Raw genomic sequence first — 25,043 nt, 5'->3', positions numbered from 1 at the left:
GCAGGTATCGGTCTCGCAGCTTCGTGGGACAGGGCGCTTGCCGTGAGCATCGGCCAGCAGCTCGGCCGCGATTCACGCTCTCGGGGCGCGGCATTCCTCCTGGGCCCGGGCGTAAACATCTATCGGGCTCCGATGAACGGCCGCAACTTCGAATACTTCGGCGAAGATCCTTTCCTCGCCAGCGCAATCGCCGTCGGCTATATCCAGGGCGTGCAGCAGGAGGGAGTTTCAGCAACCGTCAAACACTACCTGGGCAACAACTCCGAGTATCTACGCCACGATTCAGACTCAGTCATCGACGAGCGGACCTTACGGGAGATTTACATGCCCGTCTTTGAGGCTGCCGTTAAAACGGCAAAGGTCGGCGCCATCATGGACTCTTACAACATCACGAATGGCGAACACATGACGCAGAACAAGCGTCTTAACATCGACGTTGCGAAGGATCAATGGCACTTTCCCGGCGTCATCATGTCGGACTGGGTCTCAACCTACGATAGCGCGGCGGACGTCAAAGGTGGTCTCGATCTTGAGATGCCATTTGGCGTCTACTACTCCAAAGAAAAATTGCTTCCGCTGCTGAAGGATGGCACCATCACTGAGGCCGAGATCGATGAGAAGGTGCGTCGAATTCTCCGCGTGGCGGTCGACTTCGGCTGGCTCGACAGACCACAACTGGACACCAACATACCTCGCTACAATCTCGAGGGCCGCGCAGCGTCGTTCCAGGCCGCGCTTGAGGGCGCGGTTTTGCTCAAGAATGAGAACAACGCTCTACCTCTCGACAAAAATAGTCTCAAGACGATCGCTGTCATTGGACCGACGGCAAACCAGACCGTTACAACCGGAGGCGGTAGTGGTGAGGTTGTCAGTTTTGCAAACACTAACCTCTTGGTCGGGGTCAGTAACTACGTCGGGGCCCAAACCAAGGTTCTGTACGCTCGTGGTCTCCGTAGCGTCAACCAGATGTCACGTCTGACGCGCTTTACGACTGATGCGCAGGGCACAACCCCGGGGGTCACGCACACCACCTTCGCAAAGGCGAATCTTGAGGGGGACGTCACCGGCACCGTTACGGAAACAGCGATGCTAGCTGCCGGTTCCACCCGCCGAGAGCCCGAAGAACAGGAATTGAACGCCCTCACGTCGCATAGGAGCGCATCCCCCTACGTGCGAACCACCACAAGTAGTCGTTGGACCGGGTATTACACCCCGACCGATGCGGGCAAGTTTGCTATCTTTGTCCAGACCGACGGGAAATATCGGCTCTTAGTCGATGATGCAGTCGTTTTCGACAGCTCCGTAGTTCCTAAATACATCCTCAACCAGACCACTTTGGACTTGACGCCGGCCCCTCACAAAGTGGTTCTGGAGCAGCTTTCTCAGCAGATTGGCTCCGTCTCCGGCATGCGCGTCGGCATCGCTCCTCTTAGCACGATCGTAGAGAAGGATGCCCTCGAGATGGCCTCTCACGCGGACACGGTCATCCTTGCGGTGGGCTTCAACGCATCGTCCGAATCTGAAGGGGGAGATCGCACCTTCGAGCTTCCCGTCGGCCAGGAGCAGCTTATCCAGCAAATCGCAGCCCTCGGGAAGAAGACAATCGTCTTCATCACCTCTGGCGGCAGCGTCGATGTTTCAAACTGGAAAGATAAAGTTCAAGGCATCTTCGAGACCTGGTATGCCGGTGAAGAGGGTGGCACTGCAGCGGCCCGACTTCTCTTCGGACAAGACAATCCATCCGGCCACCTGCCCATTAGTTGGGAAAAGAAGATCACGGACAACCCCAGCTATCGCAGCTATTATCCGGACGCCGGCACCAACAAGGTCGTCTATCGAGAGGGTATCTTCGTGGGTTATCGCGGTTACGAGCATAACCACGTAGAGCCCCAATATCCTTTTGGATTCGGCCTCTCCTACACGATCTTCTCTTTCAGCAAACTAAATAGCACTCCGTTGATCGACGGCCACATCACTGTAACGTGCGATGTCACAAACACAGGAAATCGTTCAGGAGCAACCGTCGCCCAGCTTTACGTTGGACAGGCCTTGCCCACCGTCGAACGCCCCATTAAAGAGTTAAAGGGGTTTGAGCGGGTCGTTCTGCAACCAGGGGAGACCAAACATGTCTCGTTTCGTCTTGAACCTCGCAGCTTCAGTTACTTCGACGTCAAAACTTCAAGCTGGAGGGCAGATGCGGGAGCATACGATCTCACCTTGGGCGATTCGTCGCAAGACAGCCGACAGAAGATGACGATACAAATCGCAATACCTCTCACGGCCTCTGTTAGCGAGTAATCAAGTAAAAAGGTCGCCCACAAGCATGGCCAAGGATGGTCAAGACTGCCCGCAACCGTTCGTCTCCGTGGCGAACGGTTGCGGCTGACCTAGTGGAGGGGTGCCCAGCGCCACAAGAGAGAATACAATCGGTAGCCGAGCAACGGACGTAGCGGAGCGGCGAGTACGGACCAGATTTTTTGAGATTTATTTGTTCCACTCTGGCAAATGGCTGCGGAGAGGTAGTACAGTACCCTCCAAACACCGCATGCCAAAAATCTTCGCGATCAAAGGTGTTGAGGCACAACCGGATAGGCTACCGCTTAGATCCGTAGAAGAGAAGAGCCGCAAGGTCAAGCATTTGCGAATCATCCACGGTTCGTGGTAGATTCCCGGTTCTTAGCTGTCAACCCACGTCAATTCCTTTGCTTGACTGGGCTTTGCATCCGCAGTGATCGGCGCCATAGATCTTCACGGTTCTTAGAAGGTGTCCAGTGATGAAGTCTCCGTCGTATCTGTCACACGTTCCTCTAGCGGCCCGGCTATATCTTTGTATTTGTTACCTGATTCTCCCTTGCACTGTGGCCAAAGGGGCTTTATTGCCCGCCTCGGCGAACTCCCAGCCTCTCGCGGCCAACTCCACAGCGATCCAAAAGGATAGCGTAATCATCCCTGGCCCTCTCCGATCTTTTCTCCGAATGGCCGGCATCAGTCAGAAGGTCTCCAAAGATGATGTGCTGGCCCTGTTAGCACGAAACGTCTACCTTCGTGGCTATCAGCAAAACACTCCGACCGAATTCCTGATACTGATTGATCGCTACGTGGCCCAGGCGAGAGAACTTCAAGTTTTGGCCGGCTCGAGCAGCACGATTCGAGTAGCGGGTTGTGACGACGCGGGTACTCTGGTTCAGATTCTCGGTTACCGACTGCGAGCGGGGTGTGGCCAGAAAAACTTCACCTTAGAGACCGCAAACCCGGAAAGAGCCTTTCTTACGATTGATTCAGGCTTTCCCCTAGTCGAACTCGAGGAAGATCTCCAGAAGGGGATACCATTCACGTACCCGTATCCGGCATCTCGGGTTCCAGCCCTTTTCCACGAAGGCGATTGGGTTGGGCTCAGCTCGAAGTCTGGGTCGGGGAGTCTAGTAGATGCACTGTTGGGCGACCCTTCCGTAGCCAGGCTCTATTGGGCACTGGCTAAAATGGACGACGAGACAAGCGTTGCATTGAAAGACTCGCCAGGCCTTAGGAAGCTCCTCTCATCGGCTAGCGTCTTGGATTTTTACGGAAGCCAGATAACAATCCGCTCTGGACAGGTCACAGTCCCCGGTGGGGCAGGTGCACAAGCTGGTTGGAAGGAACTGGTTGGCGCTAGTCCAGAGTTGCCCGGTGATTTCGTCACTAACTTGCTTGTGAAAGATAGCGGCTGGCTAGCTGCCTACTTCGATGCCTTGTCGCGGGTTAGTCAGACGCAGCAAATGCACCTTACGGAACCTCCACGACTGAAAGAGCTTTACAACGTCTTTTGGAAAGCCGCCTCTGGAACCAATGCGGTCAAGGGAGTTTTTCCAAGGGCTCCCGGTCTTCTTGTGTTATTTAACCGAGTTCAATGGGAGTCGAACGGCGATCCTCACGTGCCTGGAAACCTCGAGGTTTGGAAGGAAATTCTCCTCCAGAAGTCCGACTCTAAAACTGTTCGTAGTTGGGTCAAACGTGCGCGGAGCTGGGATCGTCCGGAACAGTTGCTTGAAACGATGACCGCCCTTTCCTCGATGGACAGCGATAGCGGACCCCTCCAAATTTATCTCACGATGAGTGAATTAGACCGCGGACGACGGCCAGGCAACCGTCTTTCGCCCGAAACCGTTCGACAGCTGGCGGATCGGTTTTCAAAGCTTAACAGTTGGTATCTGGTGTTCGCTGAGTTTCCGACTTTGAACGATGCAGGCATCGCCCTCTTCCTGAATGCGGCGGACGTGATCGACAAAATTTCAAATCAAACTCTGCGCGGTAATGCCCTCGGAGCTTTTCAGGCGAATGTTGGACTTTGGCAAATCTTCGCCCGGCAAGGTCAAATTCCAGAGAGCGAACTGAATACGTCGTGGCAAAAAGTGATCGAGCCCTTTGCTACGATCTCTTCCTCCACGCAACTGTTCGATGACACACGAAAATCCCTCCAGGAACTTCTGCAGGCCTCCGGTGCGAAGGCTGACTTCTCTCAAGAACAGCTCGTTGAGCTGCTTGCGGGTCCGCATCAGGCGACCCCGGACGGTCAACGCGAACACGTTGCCCTAGCCGCGAGGATCAACTCGGTTCTAGAAGACCAGCGTCTGGTTTCGCTAGATACGCTATTTTCCCTTAGTGATGGCCTGAAAGAGATTGCTGATGGGAAAGGTAACAGTGACGCTCTGCTTCCACTCGCAGCGGAGCTCCACGAATTCGACCTGCCGCGTCCAATCTTTACTAATAGCGAGAAGATCAGTTGGGCACCTCCAAACTATACTGCGCATCACGCGGAACTGCAGGTGCGAACAGATTTGACGAAAGTCATAAAGGAGCACGCTTCGCGCGCACAGCTTGATACAGCTCGTGGCCAGCTCACTCCTTTTCTGCGGGACACGCTGGTCGGTTTGAACTACGCCTACTATGAACCGCCTGGCGCTCAAATGCTTCACCATAATCCACTCTTCGTTCGCTCGCATGACTTTCTTGGAGTTTCAATCCAGAGTCCGGATCGTCTCTGGAGCGCCCCCATGTTGTTGGGCGTCGGGGCACCCGCTGGCGGCGGAGCGTATCTAGTTGGATCGTTGGTCGATCTTTCTTATGCACTAGCAACAACAGAGCAGGACTTTCTCGCTCCAGAAAATGTTCAAGCGCTAATCTGGAAAGACTTAGTGCCAGAGCTTTTGGTAGGCGCCACGCTCCCGCGCTGGTGGACCGTAACTCCGGTAGAACTTCATGCCGTCACTCTCTATCAAAGATCTGGTGAAGAGTTGTTGACAGCGTCTGTGGGAAATCCACAACTCAGGGAAAAAGTGACAGCAATCCTCTCTGACCGGCTGACCTCGCAGCGGCTGGAACGCGTTCAACAATCCCTTGGTCGTCCGGAAGATGTGGCTGCGATGCTCCCGAGAATGACCCCGTCCGAGACGTCTTACCTTGCGGCCGAATACGGAAATAGATTTCCTGACGACAGTGTCTCGTGGGGGCCCGCAAGTCAACAACTCCAGGATCTCCAACGACGGTATCCGGCTGAAGTAAATTGGGAGCGTCTCTCAAAAGACTTTGGTGTACCTCATCCGACATTGGCCAGAACGAACGCCTGCCAGCTGCTGAACGTAAAGCCATTTCCTTTCTTTGGATCTTATTCTAGCCGCCTGTTCGGTGAGTCTTGGGAGTCCAGCAACCTATATTGGGCTCGCCTCGCCGATGAGATGGGTTATTCCCCTGTAGCACTGAACAGCCTAGTTCCAGAGCTTAGTCGCCGGGCAATCACGAAGATCTTCGCGACAGAGCCTGATGATTGGCCAGCAATCCTTCGTGCAATTCAGGAAACGGGAGAGGAATTTCGACAGGGCAAAACAACCGGGTTATCCGGGGTTAACGTCACTTCTACTACGGCAGTGCCGTTGGGAAACGATGCGAATACACGTTAGGAGGATTACGGTGAAGAGAAATTTACTGCTTCTCTGGCTAATTACGTTCCCTTTCTGCGGGGGCGGTTTCAGTACTGCCCAGAATGATACTTCGCGCATTCGCGTAAGCGTCGTCCTGGTACAGCTGAATGTCGCAGTAACTGACGGAAAGGGAAACTACGTTAGCGGTCTCGGTCCAGAAGACTTCTCTATTACCGAGGACAAAATTCCCGAAAAGGCTGCCACATTTGAGGAGGGGAACGAACCAACCCGGCGATTGATAGACGTTCCTCCATCGAGCGGCCACTCGTCGGTCCAGAACGTAGTGTCTAAGCCCGCTGTCGATCAGGCGAAGATGCCAGATCTGTGGGCCGCCGGAGCCAACGTCTTTATTCTGTTCGACACTAGCAACTATATGTACCGGGGATTTGTATTCGCCCAGGACTCTATCGCCGATTTCATCCGATCGCTGGAGGGCGTCAGCAAGGTAGCGCTCTACTCATACAGCCGTGACCTCTCCAGGGTAGCCTCACTCACCTCCGACCGGTCGCAGGCTCTGCGTGGCGTGCGCAACACAGTTGCCGGTGATGATGCTGCGCTCTATAACAGCCTCTTGCTGACCGTAAAGGACGCCGCTCGGTTGACGGGAAAGAAGGCCATTGTTGTCTTCTCTAATGGCCCCGACAACGCAAGCCTGGTCCCCCCGGAAGACGTGGCGGAGTTGGCTCAGTCTACTGGAACAATTATTTACATGATCAGTACTCAACAGGCTGAAGATGAGCCCGTATCGACTGCCGTCTTTGAGCGCATGAGTAAAGTGACTGGTGGCAAAGCCTATTTTTCAAAGAGCTGGCGAGATGAGAAGCAAGCATTTTCCTCTATCCGGGATGACTTGGCCCACCTCTACACCCTCAGCTACTACCCGCAGGCAAATCCCAATCGAGGGTGGCGTACTATTACGGTGAAGCTGGTGGGAAGGAACCTGCAAAAATATCACATCCGGACTCGGGACGGGTATCGTCTTCTCCAGCAGACGCAGTCCGCGGACAATTTACCGTTACCTGCCCCCGATGCTGTTTCGCAATGATCTCACGAAGCTCAAGACAGTGTGCACAGCACATGCGGATCGTTGAAACACACGTGGAAGGCATTTTCTGTCACAAGCCGATATTTTCGGCAACTCCACAGCTTTCAAGGAACGTTGCAGGCCTGAGAAATCGGAGAATGCCTTGACTCCTCCGCTCGCTGTTGTGGCGTCGTGCGACTGCCACATAGGCTGTATCAAGGTCAGGAAAAGCAGCCACACTCGGCCACACAAGCTGCGCCAGATACATTTCAGCCGATACGAGTAGACCTGTGATTAGACAGGTCAGAACGATCGCGCGCGGAATAGTACGGGCGGGACCGTGAGCCTCATCACTCAAGGTCAATACGCCGTCAAAGCCGATATAGGTAGGCACCGCAATTGAGGTTCCGCGAAACACAGCGGGTGCGGAGAAGGTCGATCTGTTGTAAACGGGATCGAGATAGAACGCGGACGAAGACACGTGCAGCTGGAAGATGTACCTTAAGGCGGCGACGAAGAATAGTGCAATCACGATTCCCAACCCCGCCGCAACCGCAGCGTTGATACGCGCCGAAGTTTCGACGCCGCGAAGGTTGAGCGCCGTGAACAAAGCCGCGAAAAAAAGTGCCCACGCAACGTAAGGAACCTCGGGGACGAAGTTCATCGCGGCCTCACTGCTCCAGATCGTACAGATCAGCGGATTGAGTATGTAGTCCATGGCCATGCACCAGCCAGTCACATAGCCTAAGCTGGGATGCAGCTCTTCGCCTACATACGTGAACGCTGAGCCCCCTTCGGATAGGCACGTGCCATTCGGCCGTAGCGATAAGCCGTAAAGCATAGCGATAAGCGCAAAGACAATGGCCATCAGGACATGGCCGCGCGACTCCTGATGGATCACTCCAAACACCGGCATCGGCGCCGTCGGTAGTATCAGGATGATCCGTAGAGAATGAGGTCGAGATACCGCAGGTTGCGCTTGAGCGTGAATCTTTGTTTATCATCCAGTTTGGTCGGCATTCGGCCCTCTCGTTCTCACTCCAGAGCCTACTCGATTGGCCTCGAAGGGATGGTGACAGCTGTGGTGTTCCATCCCTCGATCTTCACCTTCCACTCCGCAACTTCCTTGGAATTCGCGTTTGCAATCGTGTCTGATGGCATCGACGCTGTCAGTTCGCGCTCCTCACCTGGCATCAGTTCGATGTAGTTATCAGTCCATGTCGTCTGTGGGAGCTTCGCCCCATGCTCATCTTCCAACTCGGCGACGACTTGGAACGCCAGTGCTTTCGATGGATTGGAGAGCCGCACATGAATCAGATTGCCTGAGGTGTGAGCGGTCACTGCAATGTGTGCCGCAGGCAGGGTACCGAGCGCGGTCATATTTTCGAAGGTCTTGGCCGGCGTATGGGTATAGTCCGTCTTTGCCCAGTCGAACTCTGTCAATTTGCCTGGCACCCAGTAGAAGTTCCTGCTGACGATCCCGCCTTTTGCGTCCTTCAATTCGAGTTGAACAAAGTAGGTGCCAGACGCCGGCTGAAAGATCTCCTGCGGAATGTCGATCGCCTTTACCGCATTGTCGGGGCCTACATCGACAGTGCTTGATTTAGCGAAGAGCTCTTTTAAATCAAGGTCGTATACCTGGACAACTGCAGTCAACCCGGGCGATGCGACATAGACGCTATTGACGACGTAAACGCTATGATCGTCGTACGAATACTGCACATGTAGCAGTTCGCAAGCCTCCTTTGTCCCGTAGTAACCGCCGCCTGCGTCCAGGTAGTAGTCGTAAAGATGCCAGATGCTCGAAGGCCACGCATTGTTGAGCATCCACTGGATGACGCCGGTTGAGGTGTACTTATTGCGGCCATAGGCCTCGAACATAGCGCGCTCTCCGTCGAAGGCCATCGACTGCGCAACCTGGTTATATCTCTCCTGCGTTTTAGCCTCGCCGTAGGTAGCATTCATGGCGTCGTTGAACGCATTAAAATTCTGGAATCCTTCACCGCCCGCGTGATATCCCCAAACCCCATCGCGAGGCCACTGGTGGTCGGGCGGCAACATCTTCTTTAGGCTTTGCAGCGAGGGAATCGCTGGACCGGGACTCGTCTCGGTGTTGAATCCATAGGCTCCCCCATAATGAGAGTCGACGAGCCAGTAGGATGGCGCGACAAAATCATATGGGCCCGTCATCTTCACGCCGCTCGGGCCGCTTACAGTGGTCGGAGTGGCTGTCGCTGAAGATAGGATTGCGTTCGGCCAGTAGCTCTCCGCGAGCACTTTCAGGTAGGCGGACTCCACGTTGGCGGGCGGTGGGTTGTCACTGCCATTTAGCCAGGCAATCAAGCTCGGATGGCTGCGAATCCGTAGTATCTGTGATCTCAATGAAGCGGTGGCTACGTCCAAGGTCTCTGGCGTCCACTTATTCCAGTGTTCCCAATGGTCGCAGCAGCACCATCCTGCTATCACCAACACGCCCTGTTCATCTGCGAGACGGAAAAATTCGTCCGTCTCCATCTTGCCTTCAAGTCGAATTGCGTTCAGGTGCATGTCATGCACCATTCGAAATTCGGCTGCCAGTCGTTCAGGCTGCTGGCGTAGAAGCATATCCTGTGACCAACCGGCGCCGCGTATCAGAATAGGGTGCTGGTTGACATGGAACAAGCGGTACCCTTTTGGCGTAAGTTCCGACGTGACTTCTCGAATGCCAAAATGAACACTTTGCTCATCCGACACAGAGCCATCCACTACAAATCGGAGCGTCAATGTTTCCAGCGGATGCGCGCCTACATCGGCCGGCCACCATACGCGAGGGTTCTTGATCCGTAGCTGTGAAAAATTCTCTGGCGCGAAAGTGATCGTCTTCGTTTCGCCGGCATCCAGCGCCACAGGTTGCGAGATAACTATGCCTGCGGCGGTACCCTCGAGGCGCCCCCTTGTCGGATGGTCGGTTGTGTTGCTGACCTCCGCACGAACGGTGAGTTCCGCTGTCTTTAAGGAGTCATCGGGGAAATGGCTCGTCGCCATTGGTGATCGTACTACGACCGGGCCGCTCGTTAATAGCGTGACAGGTCCCCAAAGTCCCATGTCTTTATCTGGAGGACAGGGGTTCCAGTCCACCCAGTTGATGCCTAAATCGGTCGGAGTCGGCGCGAAGGTCTCGACAGCAAGCACGTTTTCTTGGCCAGGCCTCAGCGCTTTCGTGACGTTGAATTCATAAGTACGGTAAGCGCCTTGCACCTGTGTCGAGTCCGCAATCTTCTGACCGTTCAACCAGACGTCCGCCCGGTAGTTGATGCCGCCGAAGCGAATCCAGAAGGTCTTGCCGTGTTCTGTGGCCGCGATGTTGAAGGCCTTCCGATACCACCAGCCGCAGTGATAAGGACTATCGGCAGGCATGTCGAGATTAGAGAAGTTCTCCCCCTGCGGATAAGAGGTGCCCGGAATCGAACGCAGGTTCGTACCAACGAAGATATCTTTGAACTCACCCGCAGCAACCTGCACCGCAAGAACGGTTGCCGGAACAGTCGCGCTATACCAACCCTCGGTGTGCGTACCAGGGGTAGAGAGCTTTGCTCCGTCGCCGTGGATTTTGCAATCGGACTGAACTGTCCAACCGGCCTTGAGCGGCATGCTGGTCGATGACGAATCGGTCGCACCAAGTGCGGGCGTCACGTACAAATTGAAGACCCACAGAAACGCCACGAGTAGTGCGCCCCGCAGGGGAAAGCACTTTACGGATTGCTTATACAGAATCATCGACTTTGAAACCTCCAGAGCCCTTCCAATCATGTACCAAGTGCCATGCAACTTTTCTGGCCGCTGCTCCGGCTCCGCCCTCATGAGACTTGGACGAAAAAACCACTCGTTGAACACAGGTATTACAACGATTGAATAAATGAATACGAGTAGCTAAGATTATTTCCGTCAGAATGTCAATAAAAACCTTTTCGCTTCCAAAGTTTGTAGATCGAGTTCTTCAGATTCGCTATTTGCGTCGTCTGCCCGTTGACTCGCGCACCGTAACAGTTGGAACCAATCGTGTGTGGCCGTCGTTACCGACGGCTTGCGCATCTTCTCCGAGCGCATCGATACCACGCAGTACGCGCTGAGCAGCAATTCGGCCCATCTCTTCCATCGGCTGCTGCACTGTTGTCAGCCCCGGGCTGAAGAGCGCCGCATGAGGAACGTCGTCGAAGCCGATAACGGAGCACTGCTCGGGAACTCCAACTCCTTGCTCATGCAATGCTCGCACCACTCCAAACGCGGTCAGGTCATCGAAGGCTGCGATCGCCGAAAATGATTTACCCGTCGTTAGCAATTCATTGGTGAGTCGACAGCCCTCATAAAACCCCGAGAGAGGATCCAATTCATTTGGCAGATCGACGATCAGCTGGGGCTCGATCTTCAGCCCAACCTCCTGTGCAAATCGCATCATGCCATCGAAACGCTCGCTGCTGTCCTCCAACTTCATCGGACCGCGCACGAATGCAATCTTACGATGACCCAGCTTGTACAGGTGTTGCAGTGCAGCATACCCGCCCGCCTCGTTGTCAACCATCACCGAACTCATAGAGCCAATCGGTATTGACCGTCCTACCATCACCATCGGGATGTGCTCTCGCTCAAGTTCGCCAAGCATTTTGATATCGACGAACAGCCAATTGGCAACGATGATCAAGGCTTCGAGCCTGCGCTCAAGCATCATCTCGAGATAGCGCTCGAACTGCTTCGGTTCGTTGTGCGCATCCATGATGATGGGCAGGTAACCGGTCGGCTGTAGCGTTTTGTGAATGCCTTTGAGAATGAGCGTGCAGTAGGGATCTGAGATATCGAACACCATGATACCGATGGTCAGGCTTCTGCGCCGACGAAGTGATCGCGCGAATGCATCCGGGCGATAGCCGAGCCGCTTCGACGTCTCCTTGATAAGGAGCTTCGTGTTTGCCGCTACATACCGGGAGAGCGGCGCTTCGTTGAGAACGATTGACACGGTGGAGGAGGAGAATCCGGCCTCGCGTGCTACATCGGCAAGCGTGATTCTTCCAGAGTTCAGGGTTTTACGCATAAACTAATGAGCCGTTACGTTAAGATGCTGAAGTTATAGCACACTCTTCCCGGAAGCAGTCCTTGCCGATCTTAAGGAGAAAACCCTCCGCGCATTGCCCAATGCCTAACTGAATTATTGCTGCGCGGCATTCTGAGCGTCGGCAGATTGATCTCCCGAAGGATCTTGCTGTAGGCGATCGTTGAAGGATTTGAGAAGCTTCGAGGCCGTATCGAACTCTTGACGCGCCTGTGCGCGCTCTCCAAGATGAGTCAACACCTGTCCCCTCGTGTAGTGAATACTGGCGCTCTGAGGCGCAAGGGCTTCGGCATGGTCCAACATCTCCAGTGCGTCGCTGTAGCGCGCTGAGTCCCGGTATAGCTTGGCGAGGCCGAAGTATGAGTTTACTAACTCGTGGTTGAGTTCAATCGCTCTGCGAAAAGACAGCTCTGCTTTTTCGGGCTGCTCCAGCTTTGCATAGAGAAGACCCAGCTCTTCGTAGTTGTATGCGAACTCCGGCTCAACGGACACGTCTTTTTTCAGCTCAGCCTCAGCTTCAGAATAAGCGTAGCGTTCAAGGTAAGTCCGTCCCAGAAAATAATGCACGAGAGGAAGATCCGGTTTCGCTGCAGCAGCTATCCGAAATTGCTCGAGCGCCTGGTCGGTGTCGTGTCCCGCCAGCCACGCCTTCCCCGCGTACAAATGGAACTCCGGAGTGTTCTGTCCGATTGCAATCATCTGGTCGAAGACCTGCTTCTGTAGCGGCGTATTGGACGACTTGTTCGCAGCAATGCTCAGCACATAGAGGTAGTTCAAGTTGGTCGACTCCTGTTTCCATATAGGAGCCAGCGTCTCCACGGCAGCCTTATATCGATTCGTAAAAAAGTAGCACAAGCCCAGCAGATAGCTTGCCTGCAGCGAATCCGGTTCTAGTTTCAAGACCTTCGAGAATGGCTCGATAGCTGCACTAAAATCGCTCTTGCGGTAATAGATGAGCCCCATGTTGAGTTGAATGCCTGAGGTTTTGGGAGAGAGCGTCTCTGCCTGATGTAACTCGGCCATCGCATCGTCCCACCGTCGTTCGCGCATGTACGTAACGCCGAGATTGATGTGTGCCGCACCAGATTTTGGATCGAGCGCGATGACCCGTCGAAAGAGTTCTTCTGCCCTGCGGAACTCGCCGTTCTTCAAAGCCTGTGCCCCTTGCGAAAAGATGGTCGCGGGATCCTGCGAGGAAGTGGCGACACTCTGTACGGATGCGAGCATCACCCGTTTGCCCACCAGCGAGGATGCAAAAGGATTTAAGTGGAGATTTTGCCTGCCACTCACAATCATCAAACAGAGCGACAATAAGTACCGAGATTGCGCGTGAGGATTCAAGTAGTTGGAGTCTTCCAGAGCAATTTCAGTCAAAGATAACCCGATGGGTCGACACTCGTTCAAGCTAAACAATTTTTACGCTAATAAAACTTTTTCTTGACAGACTATTCAAACGTTCTAATATGGGTGGCACACCGAGCAGAGCGATAACCAAATTGGGCTAAGTAGTCCGTCGCAACAGAGGTCTAGAATTGGCAGCTTCTTCATTTCTGGAGGCATTTAATCCCATGCGTTCCCATAGTTCGCTTTGTTGTCCCAAGCCCGACACCTCCATGCTCACCCATGCGGTCTCGACCGCCGCTGCCGACCGGTCTGTCAGTGTCTCGTCGCGAGGCATCTTTCGCTACCTGCTTATTGCTTTGCTTTCGCTATTGCCGGCAGTGGTGGTTGCGCAGCAATCCAGCGCAATCAATGGCGCAGTCACAGACCCGAGCGGAGCTGCCATCCAGAATGCCAGTGTGACGCTGACCAACACGGCCCAGGGAACGAGTATTACGGTGAGTACAAACTCAGCCGGAGAGTATTCTCTTCCCGCTCTTAACGCCGGAACGTACAACCTCCAGATCACGGCCCCGGGATTCGAAAAATTCGAAGCCACGGGCGTCGTCGTTCGTGTGTCGCGCAAAGAGAGAGTGGACGCGCAACTCTCGGTTGGTAGCACTTCCACCGAGGTGAAGGTCAGCGGCACCGACCTGGGAGCGGTCCAGACAGAGTCGCCGGAGATTTCATTCACCATCACAGGCAAGCAAATTACACAGATAGTCTTGAATGGTCGTAACTTCAGTCAACTCGTCACCCTCTCACCCGGTGTCGTCAGCCAGACTGACCAGGATGAAGGTGAGACGGGCGTAGCAGGCAGCGTCGAATACAGCTTAAACGGCGGTCGCCCGCAGTACAACAATTGGGAGCTCGATGGCGCGAGCATCATGGACAACGGAAGCAATACCACCCTCAACGTCTACCCCAACGTCGACGCCATCGCCGAGACCCAGGTTCTCACCTCCAACTATGGCGCCCAATATGGACGCAACGCATCCGGCACAGTCCAGGCGCAGACGAAGTCCGGCACTGAACGTTTGCATGGCGACGTATTCGAGTTTCTCCGAAACGATGCGTTCAACGCGCGAAATTACTTTGCTCAGACGGTTCCAACTTACAAAAAGCATGACTACGGATTTACGATCGGTGGACCGGTCTATATCCCCCATATCTACACTCCAGCGGAACGGAAGACCTTCTTCTTCTATTCGCAGGAGTTTCGTCACGAAAATGTACCTGGTACTTTCTTCAATCAGCAGGTACCGTCGGACGCTGAGCGTGGTGGGAATTTTTCAGATCTGTGTCCTGCTCCCGGCAGCGCCGTCGATACAGGGGATTTTCCGAGTTGTCCTGTAGATCCAACAACCGGCTCCTACTTCACCAATAATCAGGTCCCGGTCGATCCCAACGGTCAGGCTCTTCTCGTGCTAATCCCGGCAGCAAACACTGGCTCAGGTACGTCTTCGTTCTTCACTGCATCTCCCTCGCAGCTCACCACCAATCGCGAAGAGCTCTTCCGCATCGACCAGGTCTTCAGCGAAAAAGTGCGCGGCTTCTACCGCTTCATCTACGACTCGTGGTCTACCACGAGCACACCTCCAACATTTCAGACCGGATCGTTCCCGACCGTTCAGAACAGCTTCGCCGGCCCTGGCATCGACATGGTGGCGAGTCTCACCTACGCCGCCTCGCCGACGCTGGTTAACGAGTTTGTCGCCGACTACACCACAGATCACATCACACTTATCAACACCACTCCGAATATTGGTCGCGACAACTTCACCGGAAACGGTTTCTTCGCCAACGGCTATGGCAACGTTCTGCCTTCAATCTCCGTACAGGGAGATGCGGCATACGGCGGAGGATTCAGCGAGACCACAGGCTACTTCCCCTGGCAGAACTCGAACCCTACCTACACCTACCGCGACGACGTCACCAAGACGTTGAAGCGTCACACGCTTATCTTCGGAGCCAGCCTTATCGCGGCCCAGAAGAACGAACCCTCGACGGGCAACAACCAGGGGACCTTCACCTTTAACACTTCGTCGCTGAACACAACAAAAAACGCCTTCGCCGATCTTCTGGTCGGGAATGTCGCTCAGTTTACACAAACCTCGGCCCAGCCGAAGTACTACAACCGCTACAAAATCGTTGAGCCTTACATTCAGGACAACTGGCGTGCCACCGACAGACTTACCCTCAACTTCGGTCTTCGCCTTAGCCTTTTTGGCACCTATCACGACATCAGCAACCAGTCTGGAAACTTCGAGCCGGCGACATGGAACGCGGCGAACGCGCCGACAATCGACACAGATGGTTCAGTGACAGGCCAGGCAGGAGCACTCGTACCAGGTACCGGCAACATCTTCAACGGCGTCGTCTCTTGCGGCCTCAATGGTGTCTATTCTGGTTGCATGTCGGGCCACCTCTTCAATCCAGCCCCGCGTCTCGGCTTCGCCTACGACGTCTTTGGTAACGGCAAACTCTCGGTGCGCGGCGGCTTTGGGATTTATTTCGAACATACCAATGGGAATGAAAGCAACTCCGAAGCTTTGGAGGGTTCGGCTCCAGTAGTGCAGACTCCGAACAGGTACAACATCTCCGGATATAACGTCTCAGGCGGAACTCCACTTCAGTTCCCACTGCAGGTATTCGCCATTCCGACTCACGCAGTCTGGCCCTACGTGCAGCAGTACAATCTTGCGGTTCAGGGAGAACTGCCAAGTCATACAGTGTTGCAAGTAGCCTATGTGGGCAGCCTTGGAAGACATCTGCCCACCTGGTACGACCTGAATCAGCTCCGACCGGTGTCAGCGTCGGAAAATCCCTATGGTCCTGGCCAGACAATTTCAGGTGGCGATTGCAACGCAGCTTTAGCAGCTTTAAACGTGCAGCCGCCAGTTCCAGTTGTCGTAAACGGGCAGACACTATCCGTAGATGTATTGAGTCGTCTCCAAATCGCATGCGGTGCATCTGCCGATCAGTTCCGACCGTTTACAGGTCTAAGTAGCATTAATAACTCCGCAAACGTCATCAACTCGAGCTATGACGCCGTGCAGATCGGACTCAGTCGGTACTTCGGCTCTCTGAACGGCAGCGTGGCTTACACTTACGGTCACTCGATCGACAACGGTTCGGCCGGCGGCTATGGCAACACCGAAATCGTCAATAGCTACAACCTCGGTCAAAGCAGGGCGAGTTCGAACTTCGACGAACGACACATCCTCGCAGTCAGTCTCGTCTATGACATTCCGCTCTTTACTCGTCCAGGACTCCTGCACTCTCTACTCGGAGGGTGGCAGATCTCTGATCTGACCAGCTTCCAGACCGGCACTCCCTTCAGCGTCACCAATTCGATCATCGCAGACAATGCAGGCACAGGAAATTCATTCGCCACCAGCCAGGGCAGCGGTGTTCAATCCTATCCGGACATTGTTGGGCACCTCCACGGCAAGGTGGGTATCAGACACCCCGGTATGCAACTCGGTCCACGTCTCTACAACAGTGATGCCTTTGCCGCACCGCAGGGGCTGACGTACGGCAACGCGGGTCGCAACGTTCTCAACCTTCCCGCTCGCACAAACTTCGATATGGGTCTATTCAAAAACTTTGCCGTCCGTGAGGGTATGCACTTCGAGTTCCGCACAGAGGCATTCAACGTTTTCAATCACACCCAATGGAGTACGATCGATGCAACTGCAGACTGCTACGCGGGCGGCTGCTCTTCTGACGGCTTTCTGACCGCAACAGCAGCGCACAACGCACGTATTCTCCAACTAGCTGGTAAATTTGTCTTCTAACTCGTGAGTTAATAGAAGCATGCGCCTAACGACATAACATCGATCCGCTCTTGGAGGACCACTCGGAATGCTGTCTGTACGATTGTTGCTCGCTGTTTTCACGTCGACCTTGCTCTTTACAACAAGCGCAACCCTTCAGGCAGACACTCAGTTATCCATCATGCCGCTCCCGGCGCATGCGACTTCAGGCGTGGGCAGCTTCGTTGTTGACGGCACCTTTCAGGTCCGCATCGAGGGTTACACCGAACCACGCCTCGAACGTGCAAAGGACCGCTTCCTCGCAACCCTCACAAGCAAAACAGGGATTCCGCTTTGGCTCAACAATCGTCCCGGCGGACCAAAGTTCATCATAAAAACCGAAGGACCCAGCAGAGAAATCCAACAACTGGGCGAAGACGAGTCTTATCACCTCGCGGTTTCTCCAACTCAGGTGATACTCAGTGCGCCCAATCCGCTTGGCATTCTCCACGGCCTACAGACTTTTCTCCAATTGGTAGACACGACGCCGCAAGGATTCACCGTCGTCGCCGTAACCATCGATGACGCTCCCCGGTTCCCATGGCGGGGCCTCATGCTCGACTCAGGCCGCCACTTCATGCCGCTCGACGTCGTTCGTCAGACTTTAGATGGAATGGAAGCCGTGAAGTTTAATGTCTTTCACTGGCACCTCTCGGAGAATCAGGGATTTCGCATTGAGAGCAAGACCTATCCGCTCTTGCAAGAGAAGGGATCAGACGGAAACTACTACACGCAGAACCAAGTTCGTGACATCATCGCATACGCTCGCGACCGCGGCATCCGCGTGATTCCAGAGTTCGATATGCCAGGCCATGCCACAGCCTGGTTTGTTGGTTACCCCGATCTTGCGAGCGGCAAAGGCCACTATCTTATAGAGCGAAAATGGGGAATCTTCGATCCGGCGATGGATCCCACCCGTGAAAGCACCTACGAGTTTCTCGATCGTTTCATCGGCGAGATGACGTCGTTATTTCCAGACGCCTACTTTCATATAGGTGGCGATGAGTGTAACGGCAAAGAATGGGACACCAACTCCCGGATTCAGGAATACATGCGCCAGCACAACCTTAAGGACGATGCCGCCTTACAGGCATACTTCACAGGTCGTGTTCAACAGTTGGTGACCAAGCGCGGCAAAATCACGATTGGCTGGGACGAAGTATTGCAGCCCGACACCCCGAAGGACGTTCTCATTCAGTCTTGGAGAGGGCCCGATTCGCTCGCCCTGGCAGCGCAGCGTGGCAATCGCGGCATTCTCTCAGCCGGTTACTATATCGACCTCAACCAGCCTGCGTCTCAACACTACGCGGCCGACCCGCTCGCGGGAGCAGCGGCTAAGCTGACTCCAGAGCAGCAGCGTAACATCCTCGGCGGCGAAGCGACGATGTGGTCTGAGTTTGTGACACCGGAAAACGTAGGAAGCCGCATCTGGCCGCGCACTGCCGCTATCGCCGAGCGTCTATGGTCGCCAAAAGAAGTAACTGATGTCGACTCGATGTACCGCCGGCTCGCAATCGTCTCGAACAACCTGACTCATAATGGCCAGACTTACGAGGCAGTCCATGAGCGTATGCTGCAGCGTCTGGTTGGTACGAACGATGTAACCTCGCTGAAGGTTCTTGCGAGCGCCCTCGAACCACCCAAGGAATACGCTCGTGAGTCGTTGGCCAGCTACGACAGCTTCACTCCACTCAATAGGATGGTCGATACGGTGCCCCCCGAAAGCAATCGGGCTCGCGAGTTTCACAATCTCGCTTCGCTGATCGCAGCAGGGAAGGCTAGTCCTGAGCAATGGGCACAAGCGCGCGAGTGGCTCATTCTCTGGCGAGACAATGATGCCAGTCTGCAACCGATATTGCCCCGCTCCGAACTTACGGCCGAACTGGAGCCAGTTTCGCACTCACTAAATCAAACCGCGGTGATTGGTCTTTCGGCGCTTGATTCTTTGCAAAATCACAAGCCAGTGAGCGAGTCCGTCCGACAGCAACAGGTCTCTTTCCTGAAATCGGCGGAGACTCCGCAAGCAGTTCTGCTTGATATGATCGTGCCTTCAGTAGAACTGCTATTGAATGCAACTACGCCTTAAATTGCATAAACTGCCCCGGCGGTTTTCTATGATCAGGAACTAATCACCGTCAACTCCAGACTCGTTTGGTATTTTTGTAGAGCCGCGCGTCGAGTACTCGTTCGCGTGGCTTTATTCGAACCCGATCGCCGTCCGCGTCAGGACGCGGCTTGTTCTTTATCTCCTCCACGTTCTACTATGTGATCTCTCCCAGGGACACTTTTGGACTCGACGGTACCTCTCCCGGCGATGTTGCCGCACTTCTAAGACAAGGGGGATCATATGGGACTCATCCCTTCGATCCACCGAGACAAAAGAAATCTCCTCCTGAAGCTGAGCATCTCCATACTGCTCAACGTCTTCGCCGCTAACTTCGCCGCCGCGCAAGACCTCACCCCTGGCATCACCTACATCTGCAACGGCGAGCGCATCTTCATCGAGAACTGCAACATCCGAGATCTCTCAGACAACGCCACCTGCATGGTTGGACATCCGGATCACGTCATGCCGAACGGATTGATGCAGTACACCACGATGACACGTGCAGCATTGAAGACGCTGTTTCCCACGTGCAAGCAACCAACCGCGCAGCAGCTTGCCGCCGCACATGCCTTTCAGAAGAAACAGCAGGACACCTATAACGCAAACGTGCAGAAGGCGAACGACCAACTTACTGCCGCGACGCAACCCGTCCCCAGCGGACAACCGCAGAAACCCAAGACTCCAGAGGAGCGCGCAACAAACCGCTGCGTGACCTCAGGACGACTCCCATCTTCATGCCTTGGCAACTCGCTCCTCGGCGCCTTTGGCCAGATGCTCTCTCAGGTCCTTCCCGGCGCTGACAAGCCACCCGCTCCAGGACCAAACATGGCCGGTGTCTTCGAGGGTGCAGGGCACTGGCGTCTTGACTTCATCGACGGCGGTGTTTTGGTCAACTGTTCATTCCTCTCTCCCAATCAAGAGAACTACACCATCGACTTCAAGAGCGATCGAACCGTCATCGTCATCGACACCAAACCGAAGCCCCTCATCCTGACCCTCCGCGCCGATGGAACCATCGTCGGTCCCGGCCCCGTCACCATCGATGGAGTTGTAGCGAGCGGTTCCAGCGGCGGCACCTCCACGCCCGGCCACACCGAGACCCACAACGTCACAACCTATCAGCCCCTCACCGAGTTAGACGCTCGCACGCACGCCACTGACCCCAACCTCACCAACGACGGTGGCTCCTACTCGCTCAAGAGCACCACCACCCAAAGCACTTACACCCCCGGCACTTACACCCCCGCACAAACAACCTTCTCTCCTCGTCGAATCACCTGCCCCGCGCTCAACCTTTCTTCTAAGGGAGCAGGGGTTGGCATACAAACGATGCAAACCGACCTGCTCAAAGGCATGTTTGGTGGCGATAAAGGCCCACCGACACCTCCTGGCATCCGCATGCACGGCATCTTCGCCGCATCGACCGGCTTCAGTGTTCAGTTCTTCCCGGAATCCGTAATCCTGGGCTGCGGCCCCGACGCCGCCCGCGCCTATCCCTACACCGTCGAACCCGGCGGAACCGGGGCGGTCGTCAAAATCAACGCACCCGACCACCCACTCACACTCTCCTTCAAATCCGACGGCTCTCTCGACCCTGGTGGCGACGGTTCCTACCAGGTTCACGGTCGCACCGTAACCGGCCAGGACAACAACGACAACTTCACCTTCGCCCCCTTCGAGCAGACCTGCAACCTGGCCCGTCTCACTCCAAGCCAGACCATCCCCTTAGACGGAGGATCGGCTTCAACGATGGTCGCCTCCGCTACAGCTGGAAGTCCAACTGCGCCCAAAGGGCCCAGCACTATCTCCACTTCTGGTGCCGCCCTCGGCAACGCCACCCTTGCGATCACCTCCGGATTTGCCCCACAGCCGGGCGCTCCCAACCCTCTGGCCGGCCGCCCCTACACTCTGCTCCGCGACAGCTACGCTAACATCATCGCCAAGGCAGGCATGACCGTCCCACCCGGCATGTCCCCCTACAAGTTCGTCGCAAACACCTGCTCAAGCCGCACACCCGAATGCCAGAAGATCATCGACGCTGTCAAAGCTGACGCCGCCTCTGCGGTCCGGGCCGATGCCAACGGCACAGGCAGTTTTCCTGGCGTTGCTCCCGGCATCTACTACCTCATGATCTCAACGCGCTACAACAATCAGGCCCTCGTCTGGGGCCAGCCGATCCAGCTCAACCCCGGACCAAACTCCATAACGCTCGATCAGCGCAACGCAACTCCGATCAATTGAGACGTTATCGGAAGGACTCGATTGCCTGGACCGCTCTGCCATCAAGAGAAGAAAAAGCATACGAACGCCTTAACGTTCCACCTTGATACTTCACTACTGAGATGGATAGCTTCACGTTATCAAACTCGAACCTAGTCTAGGTCGGGAAAGATTGTTATCCTCGTGAACGCATTCTCGGAGACCGTGCTGATCCGGGTATTGTGATCAAACTCCGCAGAGCGAGGAGTAAAGTGGCGCGATGAGGAATCGAGTAATCCGAGTGACCTTGCTGGCCGCAACAATCGCTGGCGCTTTGGGCTGGGGCTGGGGTCAGGTCGGCGGCCCATCGGCCACGCCTGCGGCGAAACACCCAATGACATTCGACGACCTGCAGCGGATGAAGCGGATCAGTGACCCGCAAATCTCTCCGTCGGGTAAATGGGTGATGTTCTCTGATACAGAGGTCGACCTTGATAGAAACTCGATGGCGAACCATCTCTGGGTCGTACCTCTAGGGGGAGCCGCTAACGTCGCGTCTGGAGCGCGTGAGCGGCAGATCACATCTACCAAGGACGGAGAGTTCGGAGGTAGGTTTTCACCAGATGGCAAGATGTTGTTGTTTATCGCAAACGAAGGAGAGATGGGTCGCTCGCAGATCTTTGTTGCGCCTTGGGACGACACGGCGGGCAAGCCTGGTACACCGAAGCGCCTGACGAACATAATCGCAGGGGCGGCTGGGGCTAGATGGGCACCGGACTCGCAACGGATTCTGTTTACGTCGCCCGTATACCCGGAGTGCAGCGACGAAGCGGCGTGGGCTGCGGAAGACGCCTGCAACAAAGCGAAGGACGAGGCAGCGGGCGTCCATCCCGTCGAAACGCAAGCCTCGGATCACGATGCCGGCCGGGATCAGAATTCCGCTCCAGGATCCAAGCGCAGCCACATGCTGGTGGTGTTTGCCACGAATGGTAACGCGATGCGTGACCTGACCCCGCACCGAAACGTTGGCGACGCGGAGGTGTCTGCGTTTTCATGGGGCTCCCCAATCGGATATGGGTGGGCGCCGGATTCGATGGAGGTTGTTTTTGTCGCCAATCCCGACAACTCTTCGGAAACAAGTACGAACAACAATGTCTTTGTATTAAGACTGAACGACGCGGCTGCGAGGCCAGTGAAGCTCTCCACCTCTCCGGGGAGCGATGATTCTCCGGCCTACTCGCCGGACGGAAAGTGGCTGGCGTTTCGATCGCGGGCGCACGCCGGACAAAAGAACGATCAGTTCAAGTTGAAGCTCCTCGATCGCCGATCAGGGGCAATCAGCGATATCTTGCCGAACTTCGATCGCAGTATCGACGAGTTTATATGGGCGCCCGATTCGGCCTCTGTCTTCTTTGCCACCCACGATCGCGGTGAGTCGCAGATCTATTCCGTCGCAGTGGCCGATGAAGACACGATCCATTACGTCCCCATGCCGACGGGCTATCTCACACTGCTCTTGTCGCAGACGAAATCCGAATCCGACGGACTTCAGATTTCAAGTGACGGATCGTGGCTCGTCTCGACCTCTACGAAGGTTGAGCGGCCAGCGGAGATTTTTCGCACCAGCCTCAGAATCTTCACCGACGACGCGCCCGAGGTGAAACAACAAAAAATAGGCCTGAAGCTGGCATTGGCAGAAGATAAAGCAAACCCACCCATAGATCGTGCAGTGCCAGTTGCGCCCGAAGCCCTGACTCATTTGAACGATAGGCTGCTCGAGAGTCTCGCGCTTGAGAAAATGCAACCTTTTTGGTTTGCCGCTCAAGATAATACGAAGATGCAGGGATTTTTAATTCCGCCGCCCGCGTTCGACCCTTCGAGAAAATATCCAGTGAAGCTTTTGATTCACGAAGACCCCCATAAGGCTTGGGGGGACAAGTGGAGTTATCGATGGAACCCCGAACTGATGGCAGCTCCCGGCTATGTGATTGTCATGGTGAATCCTCGCGGATCCACGGGATACGGACAGGCCTTTTTAGACGGACTCAATGGCGAGTGGGGCGGGAAAGTCTATTCAGACCTGCTGAAAGGGCTCGACTATGCCGAGCAGCACTACAGCTTTATTGACAAGGCACGCGAGTGCACGCTGGGCACGGGCTTCGGCGGATTCATGGCGAACTGGATCTTAACGCACACCAACCGATTTGCTTGCGTCGTGACGCATGATGGGATGGTCAACCTTGAGAACATCTACGGAGCGACGGGTTCAACAGATGTGAAAAGTGTGCAGTGGTCGCCGATACCATCGATCCAAAACGCCAGGACGCCGACCCTTGTGATTCATTCGCAGCGCGGCAATCGGCTTGACGTATCGGAGTCGCAACAGCTGTATACCGCGCTACAACGGCTAAATGTGCAAAGCCGGATGCTCAATCTTCCCAATGACGGACACCTCGAAGATCAACCTCAGAATGCAAAGCTTTGGTACGAGTCGGTCGGCGACTGGTGCGACAGGTGGACGAAGACGAACCGGTATGCAACGGGTTCGACGCAGCCAGCCAGGCTCGCGACCGCACCCGAGCCGACGAAGCCGCAACCCGTCCCTGCTTCATCTCGACCGGGAGCATCGACTGCGCCAGAGACGACCAAAACGCAACCACCGCCTGCCGAGCCCGCGATTACGACGAGCGCATCTTCGGTGCCGCCGGTTCAACAGTCCCCTGCGCCTTTATCCCGCACGCTCACGCAGCCCACAATTGCACCTCCGGCTCCTGTCTTGCAGCCGAGTCCGCGCCCGGCACAGACAACCGAGACGTCGGCCGCCCCCGCGCGTGGCTTACCTGTAGTTTCGACAACGAAACCGATTTCCGAGGCGGCAAACACAACGATTTCGCAGACTGTGCCAACTGTTCCACCATCAACGGCACCACTGAATGTACCGCTCCCGCAGCCACGGGCGGTGCCTCCTCCGCTTTCGCCGCAGAGCATCTCGCAAGGATCGTTTGCAATTTCAATCAGTGCTCTCGAGAACAAGTTACAAATAGGTGAGGATGCACGCGTGATGATTACTTTGACGAATGTCTCAGATCATCCAATCCTGTTTGACCATCGTCCGGGCACGGACAATCCGGAGTTCTCATTTATCTTTTTGGTTCGGAATGCCTCGGGTCGCTTAATGGGAGAGAATATTGCCAACAGCCCTAGTGCTTCAGACTTCCGGACCGTGGATCACGTACCACCGGGTGGAACGGTGGTACAGACGGCTCATCTCTCGAAACTGGTACACCTCGGCCAACCGGGACTGTACACCGTTCGCGTGTACCGTAAAGACGCCGACAAGAATCTAGTGGTGCAGTCGAACGAAATTACACTCAATGTTGTCTCATCGCTACTCGTCCACTGAGAGCGATTGATCCGTTTGCAAAGACAAGTCCTTTTCAACAAGCATGGCTTAACGGAGATCCAACGGCTCTATCTC

11 protein-coding genes are annotated in these 25,043 nt (G+C 55.1%); 7 read left to right on the top strand and 4 right to left on the bottom strand.

The window, feature by feature from the left end:
* The 3 genes from RBB77_RS23565 to RBB77_RS23555 form a co-directional block, all read left to right on the top strand.
* Positions 1 to 2,298: beta-glucosidase H (locus tag RBB77_RS23565; protein ID WP_353064136.1), on the top strand; the 2,298-nt coding region annotated here is incomplete at its 5' end.
* Between the two features lie 677 nt (positions 2,299 to 2,975).
* On the top strand, positions 2,976 to 5,933 hold the full coding sequence (locus tag RBB77_RS23560) for a hypothetical protein (RefSeq protein ID WP_353064135.1): 2,958 nt from the start codon (positions 2,976 to 2,978) through the stop codon (positions 5,931 to 5,933).
* Between the two features lie 10 nt (positions 5,934 to 5,943).
* The gene (locus tag RBB77_RS23555) at positions 5,944 to 6,999 is read left to right on the top strand and encodes a VWA domain-containing protein (protein ID WP_353064134.1); all 1,056 of its coding nucleotides are present in this window, start codon (positions 5,944 to 5,946) and stop codon (positions 6,997 to 6,999) included.
* 70 nt (positions 7,000 to 7,069) lie between these two features.
* On the opposite strand, the gene RBB77_RS23550 is transcribed toward RBB77_RS23555, so the two are convergent.
* The 4 genes from RBB77_RS23550 to RBB77_RS23535 all read right to left on the bottom strand — a co-directional run bounded on the left by RBB77_RS23550 (position 7,070) and on the right by RBB77_RS23535 (position 13,288).
* Positions 7,070 to 7,894 (bottom strand): APC family permease, encoded by an 825-nt coding sequence (locus RBB77_RS23550; RefSeq protein WP_353064133.1) that lies wholly within the window; start codon positions 7,892 to 7,894, stop codon positions 7,070 to 7,072.
* A gap of 131 nt (positions 7,895 to 8,025) precedes the next feature.
* Positions 8,026 to 10,734 carry a glycoside hydrolase family 2 protein gene (locus tag RBB77_RS23545; RefSeq protein WP_353064132.1) on the bottom strand — a complete coding sequence of 903 codons (2,709 nt, stop codon included), beginning with the start codon at positions 10,732 to 10,734 and terminating at the stop codon, positions 8,026 to 8,028.
* A gap of 229 nt (positions 10,735 to 10,963) precedes the next feature.
* Complete coding sequence (locus RBB77_RS23540; RefSeq protein WP_353064131.1) at positions 10,964 to 12,043, bottom strand: LacI family DNA-binding transcriptional regulator; 1,080 nt, start codon at positions 12,041 to 12,043, stop codon at positions 10,964 to 10,966.
* A 114-nt stretch (positions 12,044 to 12,157) separates the two neighbouring features.
* A complete protein-coding gene (locus RBB77_RS23535) occupies positions 12,158 to 13,288 on the bottom strand; it encodes a tetratricopeptide repeat protein (protein WP_353064130.1) in 1,131 nt (376 codons plus the stop codon).
* 341 nt (positions 13,289 to 13,629) lie between these two features.
* Between RBB77_RS23535 and RBB77_RS23530 the strand changes: the two genes are divergently transcribed.
* From RBB77_RS23530 to RBB77_RS23515, 4 genes are all read left to right on the top strand, one after another.
* Entirely contained in the window at positions 13,630 to 17,241 is a 3,612-nt protein-coding gene (locus tag RBB77_RS23530; RefSeq protein WP_353064129.1) for a TonB-dependent receptor, read from the top strand.
* A 67-nt stretch (positions 17,242 to 17,308) separates the two neighbouring features.
* Positions 17,309 to 19,345 (top strand): beta-N-acetylhexosaminidase, encoded by a 2,037-nt coding sequence (locus RBB77_RS23525; RefSeq protein ID WP_353064128.1) that lies wholly within the window; start codon positions 17,309 to 17,311, stop codon positions 19,343 to 19,345.
* Positions 19,346 to 19,606: 261 nt separating this feature from the next.
* On the top strand, positions 19,607 to 21,607 hold the full coding sequence (locus RBB77_RS23520; protein ID WP_353064127.1) for a hypothetical protein: 2,001 nt from the start codon (positions 19,607 to 19,609) through the stop codon (positions 21,605 to 21,607).
* Between the two features lie 238 nt (positions 21,608 to 21,845).
* Complete coding sequence (locus tag RBB77_RS23515; protein WP_353064126.1) at positions 21,846 to 24,968, top strand: S9 family peptidase; 3,123 nt, start codon at positions 21,846 to 21,848, stop codon at positions 24,966 to 24,968.
* Positions 24,969 to 25,043 lie beyond the last annotated feature (75 nt).

Source organism: Tunturibacter psychrotolerans (assembly GCF_040359615.1).
GTDB classification, from domain to species: Bacteria; Acidobacteriota; Terriglobia; order Terriglobales; family Acidobacteriaceae; genus Edaphobacter; species Edaphobacter psychrotolerans.
The sequence above is the reverse complement of the archived record's forward strand: the minus strand, read 5'-3'. Positions and strand labels throughout refer to the sequence as shown.

Excerpts from the sequence above, each read along its gene's own strand:
- RBB77_RS23560 (WP_353064135.1), top strand. The coding sequence starts at position 2,976 with ATGGCCGGCATCAGTCAGAAGGTCTCCAAAGATGATGTGCTGGCCCTG.
- RBB77_RS23550 (WP_353064133.1), bottom strand. The coding sequence starts at position 7,894 with ATGCCGGTGTTTGGAGTGATCCATCAGGAGTCGCGCGGCCATGTCCTG.
- RBB77_RS23545 (WP_353064132.1), bottom strand. The coding sequence starts at position 10,734 with ATGATTCTGTATAAGCAATCCGTAAAGTGCTTTCCCCTGCGGGGCGCA.
- RBB77_RS23540 (WP_353064131.1), bottom strand. The coding sequence starts at position 12,043 with ATGCGTAAAACCCTGAACTCTGGAAGAATCACGCTTGCCGATGTAGCA.
- RBB77_RS23535 (WP_353064130.1), bottom strand. The coding sequence starts at position 13,288 with ATGCTCGCATCCGTACAGAGTGTCGCCACTTCCTCGCAGGATCCCGCG.
- RBB77_RS23530 (WP_353064129.1), top strand. The coding sequence starts at position 13,630 with ATGCGTTCCCATAGTTCGCTTTGTTGTCCCAAGCCCGACACCTCCATG.
- RBB77_RS23525 (WP_353064128.1), top strand. The coding sequence starts at position 17,309 with ATGCTGTCTGTACGATTGTTGCTCGCTGTTTTCACGTCGACCTTGCTC.
- RBB77_RS23520 (WP_353064127.1), top strand. The coding sequence starts at position 19,607 with ATGGGACTCATCCCTTCGATCCACCGAGACAAAAGAAATCTCCTCCTG.
- RBB77_RS23515 (WP_353064126.1), top strand. The coding sequence starts at position 21,846 with ATGAGGAATCGAGTAATCCGAGTGACCTTGCTGGCCGCAACAATCGCT.